This window comes from Lysinibacillus zambalensis, assembly GCF_040183165.1.
In the GTDB taxonomy this organism is placed as follows: domain Bacteria; phylum Bacillota; class Bacilli; order Bacillales_A; family Planococcaceae; genus Lysinibacillus; species Lysinibacillus zambalensis.
Map to the genome: position 1 here is coordinate 18,785 of NZ_JBEGDG010000028.1, position 13,469 is coordinate 32,253.

14 protein-coding genes and 1 pseudogene are annotated in these 13,469 nt (G+C 36.3%); 4 read left to right on the forward strand and 11 right to left on the reverse strand.

The window, feature by feature from the left end; translation table 11 throughout:
• Positions 1 to 56: 56 nt before the first annotated feature.
• From ABNX05_RS23225 to ABNX05_RS23275, 11 genes and pseudogenes are all read right to left on the reverse strand, one after another.
• Positions 57 to 1,214: an RNA-guided endonuclease InsQ/TnpB family protein gene (locus tag ABNX05_RS23225; protein WP_349661858.1), complete on the reverse strand. Its 1,158-nt coding sequence runs from the start codon at positions 1,212 to 1,214 to the stop codon at positions 57 to 59.
• Positions 1,174 to 1,488: pseudogene (locus tag ABNX05_RS23230) on the reverse strand (IS607 family transposase); the annotation flags it as partial. The pseudogene ABNX05_RS23230 and the gene ABNX05_RS23225, both read right to left, overlap by 41 nt.
• A 76-nt stretch (positions 1,489 to 1,564) precedes the next feature.
• Positions 1,565 to 2,188, reverse strand: a complete 624-nt coding sequence (hisG, locus tag ABNX05_RS23235) for an ATP phosphoribosyltransferase (RefSeq protein ID WP_349661859.1) — start codon at positions 2,186 to 2,188, stop codon at positions 1,565 to 1,567.
• Positions 2,181 to 3,353 (reverse strand): ATP phosphoribosyltransferase regulatory subunit, encoded by a 1,173-nt coding sequence (locus ABNX05_RS23240; RefSeq protein WP_349661860.1) that lies wholly within the window; start codon positions 3,351 to 3,353, stop codon positions 2,181 to 2,183. The genes hisG and ABNX05_RS23240 overlap by 8 nt, the downstream gene beginning before the upstream one ends.
• 616 nt (positions 3,354 to 3,969) lie before the next feature.
• Entirely contained in the window at positions 3,970 to 4,512 is a 543-nt protein-coding gene (locus ABNX05_RS23245; RefSeq protein ID WP_349661861.1) for an acyltransferase, read from the reverse strand.
• A 4-nt stretch (positions 4,513 to 4,516) separates the two neighbouring features.
• Positions 4,517 to 5,158: a pyrophosphatase PpaX gene (ppaX, locus tag ABNX05_RS23250; RefSeq protein WP_349661862.1), complete on the reverse strand. Its 642-nt coding sequence runs from the start codon at positions 5,156 to 5,158 to the stop codon at positions 4,517 to 4,519.
• 12 nt (positions 5,159 to 5,170) lie between these two features.
• Positions 5,171 to 5,992 carry a prolipoprotein diacylglyceryl transferase gene (gene lgt, locus ABNX05_RS23255; RefSeq protein ID WP_349661863.1) on the reverse strand — a complete coding sequence of 274 codons (822 nt, stop codon included), beginning with the start codon at positions 5,990 to 5,992 and terminating at the stop codon, positions 5,171 to 5,173.
• Positions 5,993 to 6,044: 52 nt separating this feature from the next.
• Entirely contained in the window at positions 6,045 to 6,980 is a 936-nt protein-coding gene (hprK, locus tag ABNX05_RS23260; RefSeq protein ID WP_349661884.1) for an HPr(Ser) kinase/phosphatase, read from the reverse strand.
• A 260-nt stretch (positions 6,981 to 7,240) separates the two neighbouring features.
• On the reverse strand, positions 7,241 to 7,558 hold the full coding sequence (gene cccB, locus ABNX05_RS23265; RefSeq protein WP_349661864.1) for a cytochrome c551: 318 nt from the start codon (positions 7,556 to 7,558) through the stop codon (positions 7,241 to 7,243).
• Between the two features lie 52 nt (positions 7,559 to 7,610).
• Positions 7,611 to 8,459, reverse strand: a complete 849-nt coding sequence (locus ABNX05_RS23270) for a YitT family protein (protein ID WP_349661865.1) — start codon at positions 8,457 to 8,459, stop codon at positions 7,611 to 7,613.
• Positions 8,460 to 9,065: 606 nt separating this feature from the next.
• Positions 9,066 to 10,295, reverse strand: a complete 1,230-nt coding sequence (locus ABNX05_RS23275) for an EAL and HDOD domain-containing protein (protein WP_349661866.1) — start codon at positions 10,293 to 10,295, stop codon at positions 9,066 to 9,068.
• Between the two features lie 465 nt (positions 10,296 to 10,760).
• Here ABNX05_RS23275 and ABNX05_RS23280 point away from each other — a divergent pair, with 465 nt between their 5' ends.
• Genes ABNX05_RS23280 through ABNX05_RS23295 form a run of 4 tightly spaced genes read left to right on the forward strand, consistent with a single transcriptional unit; the run spans position 10,761 to position 13,429 of the window.
• Positions 10,761 to 11,135 carry a GntR family transcriptional regulator gene (locus tag ABNX05_RS23280; protein WP_349661867.1) on the forward strand — a complete coding sequence of 125 codons (375 nt, stop codon included), beginning with the start codon at positions 10,761 to 10,763 and terminating at the stop codon, positions 11,133 to 11,135.
• A complete protein-coding gene (locus tag ABNX05_RS23285) occupies positions 11,132 to 12,025 on the forward strand; it encodes an ATP-binding cassette domain-containing protein (RefSeq protein ID WP_349661868.1) in 894 nt (297 codons plus the stop codon). Before ABNX05_RS23280 ends, ABNX05_RS23285 begins: the two co-directional genes overlap by 4 nt.
• Positions 12,009 to 12,728 (forward strand): hypothetical protein, encoded by a 720-nt coding sequence (locus ABNX05_RS23290; protein WP_349661869.1) that lies wholly within the window; start codon positions 12,009 to 12,011, stop codon positions 12,726 to 12,728. The genes ABNX05_RS23285 and ABNX05_RS23290 overlap by 17 nt, the downstream gene beginning before the upstream one ends.
• The gene (locus ABNX05_RS23295) at positions 12,725 to 13,429 is read left to right on the forward strand and encodes a hypothetical protein (RefSeq protein ID WP_349661870.1); all 705 of its coding nucleotides are present in this window, start codon (positions 12,725 to 12,727) and stop codon (positions 13,427 to 13,429) included. The genes ABNX05_RS23290 and ABNX05_RS23295 overlap by 4 nt, the downstream gene beginning before the upstream one ends.
• Positions 13,430 to 13,469: the final 40 nt, after the last annotated feature.

The following is a 13,469-nucleotide window of genomic DNA, read 5'->3' on the forward strand; positions in this document are numbered from 1 at the left end:
TAACACTCCACAGGCGTAAATTCCGATGTAGTCCACCGTACATATATACTGACTATTTAAGTTAGCACCGTATATTCTCTTGATTGTAAAAGGTTAATAGATGCATTTAAATCTCTATCCATTACATTTCCACAATTACATGTGTATATTCGGTTAGATAGTTTTAAACCTATGTTCTTCTGACCACAACATGAACACAACTTTGATGATGGATAGAACCTATCCACTTGACGTAATTCGATTCCATATTTCTTACATTTGGTCAATAACCGTGTTTTAAAAGTATAAAAACATTGCTGTGCTACAGCTTTGGAAAGATGTTTATTCTTCATCATGCCTTTTACATTTAAATCTTCCACTGTAATAAATTGTGGTTTGGTTTTTGCCATATCCGTTACAATAGATTTTACATACTCTAATCTAATATTCACCAGTCGAGTATGTAGCTTTTGCACTCTAAGAACATTTTTGCTTATATTCGCTCTTTTATTAGTAACAGACTTTTCACCTCTCTTTTTTATATTTTCATACTTTCGTGATAAAGAGCGTTGCTCACGTTTTAACTTCTTTTCTAACTTTCTTACTTTCACTGTTTTATTGATATTTTTATGGATTTTCCCATCACTACGAATAGCAAAATCTTTAATCCCTAAATCAATCCCTAGACCTGTTTCATTAAGTAATATTTCTGTTCTTGCTTCTTCTATTTCGCAAAGCACAGACACGAAATATTTTCCTGCTCTTTGAAATACTGTACCACTTTTTACAATTGTATCTTTCGGGATGTATCCATATTCCTTTAGTCTCATCCAACCAAGTATAGGAATTTTCACCCTATGCCGTTCTAGTTTCCAGTCTGTTTTGTTATTTTTAGGAAAATAGCACTTCACATCTTGATTTTTCTTTTTCTTGTAGCGTGGAAATTTAGATAATCCTCTAAAAAATCTTTTAAAAGCCTTATCTCCATTCATTATTGCTTGCTTCACCGCTTTGCTTGGTACTTCTTTTATCCATTGGTCATTTTCTTTTGTGTGTACGTTATTCAACCATTTAGAGAAATCGTATCCACTTAGAAATTTTCCCTCGGATTCATATATTTCTTTATTTTTAGAGATGTACAGATTATATACATACCGACATACGCCTATGGTTTGACGGATTTTACTAATTTGTTCAGTTGTCGGTTTGATTTCTATTAAATAGGCTCTTTTCATAAATCTTCATCCTCCGACATTTCCTTTTGTACTTCCTTAACCCGTAAATTCTACGACTAAATACATGAATGATGGATATCAAGTCTTGAACCAGCTCTTCTTGAGGAGATAGTCTCTCATTCACAACAACAATTCCACACATACTAAGAAATCTTTCAAGCCAATCATAACCAAAGCATATGAATCTGTCTTTGTGTGTAATGATAACAGTTGAAACATTGCCATCTTTACAATCTTCAATCAGTTTGTTCCACTGTTTCCTGTTATAATCAACCCGCTACCAATACCAGCTAATTCTTTTTGTTTATATTGTTTTATGTGTATATCTAGAGGGTCTAAGTGAGCACGATTTATTTAACACATTTCTTTAAACGTTTCACGAGATCAATAATACGGTCACTCTTCATGCGATAGCTTACAGGGTTAGCAATTAATCGTGATGATACGTCTGTAATAAATTCATATTCCACTAAGCCATTTTCTTTCAGCGTACGACCGGTTGAAACAATATCGACAATTCGATCTGCTAAGTTAATCATGGGTGCCAATTCAATCGAACCATTTAACTCAATAATTTCAACCTGCTCGCCAATACCCTTATAATATTTCATTGCAATATTAGGATATTTTGTCGCTATTCTTGGTGCAATCTCATTCATTGTCGTATTAGGTAAGCCTGCTGAAGCGATATAACAAGTACTTATTTTCAAATCCAGTAACTCATGCACTTCGCGTTGCTGTTCTAACAAAACATCCTTCCCAGCAATACCAATATCCGCTACGCCATGTTCAACATACACAGGCACATCCATTGGCTTTGCTAATATGAAACGAATTTTCTCTTCTGGAATTTCAAGCATTAATTTACGGGACATTTCGACTTCTTCTGGTAAATTAAAGCCGGCTTCTAAAAGCATCTCGTATGCCTCGTCAAAAATGCGTCCCTTCGGCATAGCAATCGTTAGTTCATTCACCGTCAACGTCCTCCTGTCCCACAATCACTACTTCTGTGAAGTGTGCTAAAAATGCTTCTTCTTCAACAAGGCTACTCCTTAACTGCAAAGTTGCCTGTTTACCAGTTGCCCGTAGCGTTTTTACCTTTGCAATCGCCTCTTCAAATTGTTCTTCCTCAAATAACACGACTGTAGTTTCTTGTCGTTCAACAGCCTGCCCATCCAATGTTTCTAATAAGCGATCAACGCGAATACTAAATCCTGTAGCGCCTACTTTTGAGCCAAATACCTCCAGCAATCCGTCATAGCGTCCCCCATTGCCTAATAGAAAGCCACTGCCGGTAGCAAACACTTCGAATAACATGCCTGTGTAATAGCTCATATGACTAGAAAGTGTAAAATCAAAGGCTACATAATCCGCTAAGTCTGCAATTTCAAGTAGTTTAGCGAGCTGCTGCATATATTCTAATGCGTCATTTTTCCGCACGTATTTTTCAATATCTTGAATTTCTTTTACATTCATAGCTTCTTCAATAAATTGCAGTAATGCATCGGATTTTGCTTTAGGTAAATCAAATGATTCCACTGCTTCTTCAAATCCTACATAATTACGTTGCACAAGGAGTGCTCGTAATATATTTTGTTGTTCAACGCTTTCTGTATAATCTTGTAAAATACAATTTAATATACCTGCATGACCGATCGTCATTTTAAAATTCACTAATCCAAAATGCTTTAATAACTCCATAGCTGTCACAATAACCTCAGCATCAGCAAATACAGAATTGTCCCCAATTAGCTCGATCCCCATTTGATCAAATTCTGCCGGACGCCCACCTTCCGCTTCCTGTGCGCGAAATACACTAGCAAAATAAGCGAGACGTACTGGGATCATCTCTTTTAATAGTTTTGACGTTGCCACGCGTGCAATCGGTGTTGTCATATCCGGTCGTAATACTAACGTGTTGCCTTGGCTATCTACTAATTTAAATAAATGCGCATCGGCTATTGCAGATGCTTTACCGACTGTATCGAAATACTCTACTGCAGGTGTTTTAATAAATTCAAAGCCTCTTCGGCATAAAAAGTCTCGTCCAGTATTTCTAACAGTCTCTACCTTTTCGAATATTTGTGGAAATGTATCGCGCATTCCAAGTGGTTTTTCAAACATTTTAATCGACGACATTTTGACACTTCCTTACGATTCACTTTAACTCACTAGAGTGTTAGAGAATTAGATTATGAAAGAATTCTAACTTATTTCTTCTTTTCCGTCAATGTAACTTCGTGAAATTATCGAATAATTTCAATACTGATTATTCTGTTAATTATACTTAAAAATAAAAAATTTTAAACTTTAATCAACAGAGTAAGCTTTTTTTCTCCTTAAACAAGTAAATCTTTAGACAAAAAAACTGTGCGTAGTAAGGCTGCACAGTTTAAGGTGTTGAAAAATAAAATCATCAAGGAAATTTATGGCGAGTGATTTCCGGTCTAGGCTACTCGCTTTCCAGCGGGCGAGCATCGAGAGCTTCCTCCGAATTGTTGTTGCTGTCGCTACGCTTTCACACAAAGCTGCTGTAGTTTCGTTTTATTACTAGTAATTAGAATGTCATGCCAGAAGATACATGCTATGTGAAGTGGTTGATGGAGTGGAGACTGAGCGATTCCTTGGGGATCAGCGTTAGAGGAACGGAAATCATCCCCTCGTTTTGCCGAATTTAAGATGACCCCTTAACTTCACAACAGCTTTTCAAAAGAAAAAAACTGTGCACAGCAAAGCTTGCACAGTTTCGATGTTATTATTTTTTTTGCGTGGACCATTCTACTACTTCATTGCGTTTGCGTTCCGCCATTTGTTCAGCTGAATAAATAATTTGCATAGGATTGCCGCCTGCTAGACAACCTGCTGGCACATCCTTATGTACAAGGGTTGCAGCTGACACGATTGCACCGTCACCTATCGTTACACCTGGTAGTATCGTTGAATTCGCACCAACCATTACTTCATTGCCAATATGAACATCCCCTAGACGATATTCCTCTATTAAATATTCATGCGCCAAAATAGTCGTATTGAAGCCTATAACGGTATTGTCACCTATGTGAATACGTTCCGGAAACATTGTATCTGGCATAACCATTAAAGCTATGGAAGTTTGTTCACCAATGTCCATTTTTAAAAAAGTTCTATACAACCAGTTTTTCACACGTAAAAATGGTGTGAAGCGTCCAATTTGAATGACAATGAAACACTTCATCACCTTCCAAAAGGACACCGTGTCATAAATATTCCAAAGCGAGTTTGCTCCTTCGACACGATAGCGTTCTGTTTTACGTGCCATTTACTTACCCCGCTTTCACAATTTCAAATAAATCCGTCATATGATGCAACATATATTCCGGTTTGAATTGCTGTAAGTATTCCTCACCTTTAAATGCCCATGCGACACCAGCTGCTCTAACTCCAGCGTTATGTCCTGCCTCAATATCGTGGGAATTGTCACCAATCATAATGGCCTCTTCCTTGTTTACTCCAAGGCGTTCAAGCGCCAGTAAAACAGGCTCTGGATTAGGCTTTACATTTTTCACATCATCCGTACCAATACGGACATCAAATAAATGACTTGCTCCTAGCACAGATAATCCACGATCAATCATCCCATTACGCTTTGTAGACACAATCGCTAATTTGATGCCCATATCCTTTAATTGCTCTAAAGTTGGGACCACATCAGGATATTGAGTGACAAGCTCATCGTGATGCGCTTCATTATATTCACGATATTTTGTAATCATTGCTTCCTCTTCACCAGGAGCAATGTCACTAAATGTCTGTTTTAGGGACGGACCAAGGAATTTCAGGCAATCTTTTGGCGAATATTGCCCGGGAAATCGCTCGTTTAAAACATGCATAAATGTTTGAATGATTAAATCATTAGTATTGAGTAATGTACCATCAAAATCAAATAGTAATGCTTTTACAGTCACTTTTCGAACCCCCTATTTATTATCTAAATATTTCACTGCGGGTTTTACTTTTATACGACGGTAAATAATCGCACCAAGTCCCACTACAATGCCTATTATCGAAACAACCTGAGCTGAACGTAAATCCCCTACCAAATACAGGCTATCTGTACGCATACCTTCTATAAAGAATCGACCGATTGAATACCAAATTAAATAGCTGAAGAATATTTCCCCACGATTTAAATTTACTTTGCGTAATACTAGTAAAATAATTAGCCCAATGAAGTTCCAAATGGATTCATATAAAAAAGTAGGATGTACGTAAGTTCCTAATTCTTCAATATACATTTGATTAATAATCCAATCCGGCAACATTAATTGTTCTAAAAATTCACGTGATACTGGACCGCCATAAGCTTCCTGGTTCATAAAATTTCCCCAGCGCCCAATTATCTGTCCAATTAAAATACTCGGTGCCGCAATATCTGCTACTCGTAAAAAACTTATATTTCTTCTACGAGTGAATATGTAACCTGTCAAAAATGCCCCAATAAGTGCACCGTGAATAGCGATACCACCATTCCAAATTTCAATAATCTTCCCCGGGTTTTCACTATAATAATCCCAACGCATCGTTACATAATAAATACGTGCGCATATTATGGATATAGGAACAGCCCATAGTAATAAATCAGCAAGAAAATCCTCCGGTAGGCCCCTCTTAACAGCCTCTCTTTGTCCAACAATATAAGCTAAAATTATACCCGATACAATTAGTAACCCATACCAACGAACGGAAATAGGTCCTAAATGGAAAGCAATCGGATTAATATCTAATAATAATAAATCCATCTTAAACTCCTCTCATCTATCATATAGGCTATTGTATCCTATTAACGAACAATTAATCATCTAATTCATCCGCTGATGAAATCACCTCATCTAATCTTCTAGAAAACTCTTCAGCTGCATTAACACCCATTTTTTTCAAACGATAATTCATTGCTGCTACTTCAATAATAACAGACACATTTCGTCCAGGTCTTACAGGAATCGTTAACTTCGTTAATTCCGTATCAATGATTTTCATTTTCTCTTCCTCTAAACCTAGACGATCATATACTTTTTCTGGATCCCATATTTCTAATTCGATCACTAATGTAATACGCTTGTACGGACGTACCGCACTTGCTCCAAAAAGGGTCATAATATCGATAATACCGATGCCTCGAATTTCGAGTAAATGTTCTAAAAGAGGTGGTGGACTACCAATTAAAAAGTTCTCTGACTCCTGACGGATCTCTACACAATCATCAGCCACTAAACGGTGCCCCTTCTTGACAAGCTCAAGTGCTGTTTCACTTTTCCCTACACCACTTTTTCCGATAATGAGTACACCGATACCGTATATATCAACTAAAACTCCATGAGCAGCAGTCATTGGTGCTAAGCGACCTTCTAAATAGTTTGTTAGTCTACTCGAAAATTTCGTTGTTGTCATATGTGTTTTAAATACAGGTACATGTTTTTCATTGGACGCCTGTATAAGTTCCTTCGGTACCTCTAAATCCCGAGAAATAATAATAGCTGGCGTATCCTGCGAACATAGTAGACGCATGCGTTCCAGTTTCACATTTGCAGGTAACATTTCAAAAAATGAAAGTTCTGTTTTTCCAAGCAATTGGACTCGATTTGCAGGATAATGCGTAAAATATCCCGCCATTTCAAGCCCCGGTCTTGAAATATCACTCGTAACAATCGTTCTTCCTATTCCTTCCTCACCAGCTAACAATTCTAACTTAAATTTTTCCATAACGTCTCTTGTTAATACTACGACCAATGTTTTGTAGCCTCCATTCAAAGGAATTGAATATGTTTTGTCTGTGTTAACAGTCAGTAAAATTCCCACTATCCGTGGCAATTAACTAGCTGTATACACCCGATTGGTTCAACTAGCAATCAGCTTACTGATGGCAGTTTCACTTTATTTTAGCATGTCTAAGTTTAAAAGAACTATATTTACACTCTGTCTTCATGACTAAAAACTTCTACACATAAAAAAACTAGCGGTTCTCCAGCCCCGCTAGTTTGATGATCATTTTATTTTTGAGATGCCAACCATTTAGCAACTGCTTTTGCATCTTCGCCTTTAACAATACCAGGAGGCATTGAACCTTTACCATTTTCTATAATATCTAAAAGTTCAGCTTCCGAAAAACGAGAACCAGCATCACTAATTTTCGGCGCATTTCCTTGGCCTTGTAGTTCACCACCATGGCAAGTAATACAAGATTTCATTGCAATTGTTTCGCCATCTGGTGCAGTAGTTTTTGAACCTTCATTTGCCGTTTTACCTCCACCACAAGCAGCTAAGAAGATTGCTGAACCAATCGCTAATGTTAACATTGCTTTTTTCATTAGGGACCCTCCTCAAAGTAAATAAGTATCTTTCCCCGACATTATACCAAAGTTATGCACGTTTGAAACCTTCTCCCAACACCTCATAAGCATTAGAAACGATCACAAACGCTGATGGGTCAACGTTTTTAATGAGTTGTTTCAGCTTTGTGAATTCTGTTTGGTAAACCACAACCATCAAAACTGGTCGCGCTTCCCCTGTATAGCCACCTATTGCAGGCAACTTTGTCACTCCTCGATTGATCTCGGCATATATGGCATCACGTACCTCATCTTGTTTCATCGTAATAACGTAAATCATTTTAGATTGACTAAAGCCAAGCTGAATAATATCAATCGTTTTTGTCGTGACATAAAGTCCAATCAGGGCATACAAACCTTTCTCTAAGTCAAAAACAATTGCCGCACTAATTGCGATAATCCCATCAATTAAAAGTACACTTGTACCAAGTGTTATTCCAGTATACTTTGTAATAATTTGCGCTAGTAAATCAGTGCCACCAGTAGAAGCATTCCCCTTAAAAACAAGTCCTATTCCTATACCGACTACAATCCCCCCAAATAGTGCACCGAGTAAAGGATTATCTGTCCAAGGACTCCAACTGTTCGTTAGTAATACAATGAACGGTAATGTCACTGTTCCAATAAACGATTTTATCCCAAACTTCTTTCCAAGTAATAATATACCTGCTATAAATAATGGAATATTAAATGCATATTGTACTAAGCCAGGATTCCAACCAAATAAACCGTTTAAAATTGTACTAATCCCGCTTACTCCACCAGAAGCTACTTGATTTGGCAGTAAAAATACATTAAAGCCGATGGCAATAATTGCAGCTCCTACTATGACGTATACATACTCCACAATGCTTTCCCTTACATCATGAATTTGATTCATTTCACCCACGCCCACTTCAACTTTCAGAATTTTTTAAAGACGAGATGATTATAGCAAATAGTTTTCGCATTGAGAACTTCGTCTTGATGAAGGAACATGTATTTTTATAGTTTGCATTATGTATTACATCTATGACAATTAGATTCATCATCATAACGTGTGGTTGATTTCCGTTCCGACTGGGCGCTTTGTTGCTGCTGACGCTACGCTTTCGCACAGAGCAAAGCTTCCTGGGGGCGTCGGGGGAAGGCGTTATCATAGGACGTGATGCTCTTAGCCTTCGTTCCCCTACTTGCTAGCTGCAGGGTCTCAGGCCAACAGATGTTTTTTGCGCGAAAGCGTAGTGCTAACGAAGCGGCAGCGGCACCAATGTTGGTCACGAAGGCGTTATCACAGGATGTGATGCTTTTAGCCTTCGTTCCTCTATTGCTAATCCACAAGGAGTCGCCCAGTCGTAACGAAGATCAACTAATGGCAAGCTGGCTTATTAAAAACATAAAAATAAGCTACCTTAAAAAAATTTAAAGATAACTTATTTTTGACTTTTCACTAAAATATATACTTAACGGCTTTTTCCACTAAACAAACGAAGATTGGTCCTTATTTTTATAAAGACTTTTCTGCCCACTCCATGGCTTCATTGTATAAAAGATCAATAGTTGAAAAATCAATAGTAAACTGAGGAGCTAATCTTTCTAATTTAGACCAATCTAACTTGCCTAACGCAGTACTGAATTCCAAATAAGGTGTCATTTCAGTTTGATTACCTAAAAGCGTTGCTGTAACGTCTTCTGAAAAAGGTAGCTGCTGTAAAATAACATTCAGCGGTCTTTGCAACATCGTGTCTATTAATGAAAACATCCCAACTAAAAAATATTCAGAGAAATTTTTCTTATAGGAAAGCTTGGCTAATTTCTCACATACCTTTGCTCTAAATAAAGATGTACGCATGACTTCTTTAAACAGATCATTATCAGTATTTCTGTCAATTTCTCGCATCGCCAATAAATAAATCCACTTTCGTAAATTTGGAACCCCGAGTAATATAATCGCTTGTTTAATCGAACGAACCTTGGATTTAGAACGCAACTCTGAATTATTAACCATATGCAATAATTTATATGTTAATGAAATGTCACGCTCAATACTTTCCGCCAATAACTGTATATTAGGTTCCTCTTCTTTTAATAGCGTAATAATATATAAATATTGAATTGTATTCGCAGGTATATCGGTTGCTGTAATTATTTGAGGTTGTTCAAAAAAATAGCCTTGAAACAATTCATAGCCAGTATGCTTCGCCACTTCAAATTGCTTACGTGTCTCTACTTTCTCAGCGAGCAATTTTATGTGAGGGAAATTTTCTTTCACTATATTTTCAATTTCCATTCGCTCTAGTAGTGGTGACGATAAAAAGTCAACTTTTATATAATCGATATAAGTGAATAACTCATCATAAACTTGTACTTGATCATCTAAAATAAAATCATCTAATGCTATTTTAAACCCATATGATTTGAGCTCAATAACTCTCTCGACTAACTGAGCTGTAATAGGGACATCCTCTAAAATCTCAATAACAACTTGCGATGGATTTATGTATTCATTTAAAGGACTCATAAGCAAGTTTTCTGTAAAATTAACAAAACTAGGTTTTCCTTTTGTTACCTCTTCAATGCCAATTAAAAGAAATGAGTTTACTAATACATCAATTGTGGCAGCATCTGAATCGACCATTGGAAAAGCATTCACGTTTTTGCTGCGATATAATAATTCATATGCAACGATTTGTTCCTGAAGGTTAAAAATTGGCTGTCTGCCGATAAATACTTCCATTTCGTCGCCCCCCATTTCTCTAGTTATTAGTAACATTATTATAGCATTTTTCAGCACTATCTGCTTCTCATTCAAGTAACTGTCTAAAAATCGACTAACAATAATTAACATTATATACAATAAAATAAATTACCCATATAGCATAGTGATTTTCGTACCAATTGGTAGCGTACGATGAGCCACTATGATCCTATCCCTAAGGGGTCTTCTAGTCCCTAATCCTCAGTATGTATCATCCTCAACACTCGTTGATGAGTTTCAAAAAAATCGTTACCCAAAACTCCAATTTACTCATAATAAAATATTATTCCTTTTGCCGATCTACCTTTATTAAATTCACTCAAACCTTCCTTATATGGATTTGTAAAATATTATCTTTTCATATGGACATTTACCAAATTTCGATGTATAGTACATCACAACACTAATGCACTATATTTTGTAGCAACGAAAGGGGGTTTTTCGATGCACGTTCATCTAGATGGTACAACACCGATTTATATACAAATTGCTGAATGGCTGCAGCACGAAATCATTGCCGATCGATTACAAGCAGACCAGAAAGTCTATTCACAATACCAACTAGCTGAGTTATTCAATATAAATCCCGCCACAGCTGGTAAGGGATTGACAATTTTACTGGAAGAGCAACTTTTATATAAAAAACGGGGGTTAGGAATGTTTGTCACTATAGATGCTAAGGAACGAATTTTATTGAAACGTCGAAACGAAATATTGACCAAAATGGCACAAGAGATCGTCTTAGAGGCAAAACGTTTACTTGTATCTGATGAAGAATTGCTAGTGCTTATTCGAAAAACACAGGAGGGGTTGGAATGAATATTATTCAATGTAAGGAGTTATCTAAAAGCTTTGGACGTCGTCAAGCACTGCAACGTGTAACCTGCACTATTGATGCAGAAAAAATTATCGGCATTATTGGTCGCAACGGTGCAGGTAAGTCGACATTGCTGAATATTTTTGCAGGCTATCTAAAACCTACGACTGGTTCATGTAAAGTATTTAATGAAAATCCCTTTAATAATATTCAAACAGCTGCCAATATGATTTTTATCGATGATCAATTAAGCTTCTCAGATTACTTGTCGCTCGAAGATATTCTTAAGATGGGAGCTGATTTTTATCCTAATTGGCAAAATGAATTAGCTCATCGCATGCTCGATTATGCGAGTATCGACCTTACAGCAAAGCACCAACAACTATCTAAAGGTCAATTGGCAACCTTTAATCTTGTTTATGGATTAGTAAGTCGCTGTGCACTAACCATTTTAGATGAGCCGATGAATGGTATGGACGAAGCGATTCGTACTGATTTTTACAGAGCAATTTTAAAGGAATACCTAGCATTTCCACGGACATTTTTAATTACTAGTCACCATTTACAAGAGATGGAATCTATCTTAGAAGAAATTTTATTAATAGATGAAGGCTCCGTCATTGCCCACGCGCCATTGGATGAATTTAAGGAACAGCTCATATCACTTCACGGACCAAGTGATGAACTTGCGGATCTGCTCTCTGAGACGGAAGTTTACGCTCAAAAGATTGTGGCAGGGATGACCTCAGCTGTAGTAGATGCTAGTAAACTATTCGTCTCAGAAGAAATGCTTCGAACAAAAGGCATCCAAGTATCAGCACTTACTGCAAGTGAAGTTTGCATGTATTTAACAACTAAAAAAGGACGTGATATTGATGCAATCTTTGACTAATATTTCACTTAAAGCAATTGTAAAAAAACAAGTGAAATGGAAAGCAAAATTAAATATTTCTGCCCTTAGCTCCTTAGTTATTGTACAAATCATTTTTGGCGTTTTAAAATCTAGCTCTGGAAGTGCCTCTTCTGGTTATGGACATGGAAATTTAGATGTTCGATTTTCAATTTATTCACTCGATACATTTCTTATTGTTTCAGCCATTTGGGCATTTATCGTAGCACTTCTTTTTACAACAAAAGCGTATCGAGTTGATGATTTATCCGTTATTTCTAGTCGGACATCAAGCGCCATCGCAAATATATTTGTCATGATCATGTACAGTTTTATTGCAGTCATTATTATTATTTCGACTTACTATTTACAAGTATTAGGGATTTTATTAGTGGAAAAGGAATCTTTTGTAAAAGAAGGTCTATTTATTTCACCATCAACATTCATATTATGCTTCAGTAGCATTTGTTTATTTGGTGCAATCGGCTTACTGTTTGGCACCAGCTTCAAAGGGCCCTTAGTGATAAAAATATTTCTATCTACTTTTATGGTGTTTAGCTTTATTTACATTTTTATGGCACCAAACATTATTCCTCTAATGATGCTACCAAATCTTGTGATTAGTGTTCTTTGTTTGCTTGTGGCTACACTATTCTTTAGCCTCACTATTTGGATTGCTAATAAATCGGAGGTGTCTCGTAAATGATAGTAACTACAATATACTTTTTTACTTCAATACTACTCGTAATTGCTATTTTTCAAATACTAAGTAAATTAGGTAATAAAACTAAAAGAATTTGGACACCTAAGCGTATTATGATTGGCATTACTAGTTATATCATTCTAGGACTCACTGCTTCCATTTATATTAGCTTTTTTTCAGATTCAAAAATACCAGTACTTTCTCCTTCCGATATTAAACAAGTTGAGAAAAAATTTGATCAAATCCAAAAGTATGATCAAGAATTCAATTCTTCGTATTTAACTTCAGACTACAAAAAGAAAACATGGGAAATTGACTTTGATGGAGATACATTACCTGTTGTAATAAATAGTGATGACAATTATTTAAGCTTGAATATTCGACAACGTTATAATGACAATATTGAATCGGGGAAAGCTCTAATTACCTATTATCAATTTCCTTTCATAATAAATGGTGTCGATCTTTCTGACGAAGTACCACTACCTGATGTATATGTGGCACAAAACCAGTTATTTATTGAATCTCTTTCTAAACAGCTAGTAAATTATTATCGTTTAAAAGCAACAATAGGTTTCTTAGATTTTAATCGAGGGGCAGAACGATACGAAATGGATAATTCCTATTCAAATATTTTAGTTATCGACATACCACGCGATACAGAAATAGAAGATTCTCAAGGTCTTATCTATTATTTAGAATAGTAAAAAATAGATCATCCCCAATAATTAGCGTTAAAGCATA

Bases quoted from the DNA above. Each gene is read 5' to 3' on its own strand.
- ABNX05_RS23225 (WP_349661858.1), bottom strand. From the start codon at position 1,214: ATGAAAAGAGCCTATTTAATAGAAATCAAACCGACAACTGAACAAATT.
- ABNX05_RS23240 (WP_349661860.1), bottom strand. From the start codon at position 3,353: ATGTCGTCGATTAAAATGTTTGAAAAACCACTTGGAATGCGCGATACA.
- ABNX05_RS23245 (WP_349661861.1), bottom strand. From the start codon at position 4,512: ATGGCACGTAAAACAGAACGCTATCGTGTCGAAGGAGCAAACTCGCTT.
- lgt (WP_349661863.1), bottom strand. From the start codon at position 5,992: ATGGATTTATTATTATTAGATATTAATCCGATTGCTTTCCATTTAGGA.
- cccB (WP_349661864.1), bottom strand. From the start codon at position 7,558: ATGAAAAAAGCAATGTTAACATTAGCGATTGGTTCAGCAATCTTCTTA.
- ABNX05_RS23270 (WP_349661865.1), bottom strand. From the start codon at position 8,459: ATGAATCAAATTCATGATGTAAGGGAAAGCATTGTGGAGTATGTATAC.
- ABNX05_RS23275 (WP_349661866.1), bottom strand. From the start codon at position 10,295: ATGGAAGTATTTATCGGCAGACAGCCAATTTTTAACCTTCAGGAACAA.
- ABNX05_RS23280 (WP_349661867.1), top strand. From the start codon at position 10,761: ATGCACGTTCATCTAGATGGTACAACACCGATTTATATACAAATTGCT.
- ABNX05_RS23285 (WP_349661868.1), top strand. From the start codon at position 11,132: ATGAATATTATTCAATGTAAGGAGTTATCTAAAAGCTTTGGACGTCGT.
- ABNX05_RS23290 (WP_349661869.1), top strand. From the start codon at position 12,009: ATGCAATCTTTGACTAATATTTCACTTAAAGCAATTGTAAAAAAACAA.
- ABNX05_RS23295 (WP_349661870.1), top strand. From the start codon at position 12,725: ATGATAGTAACTACAATATACTTTTTTACTTCAATACTACTCGTAATT.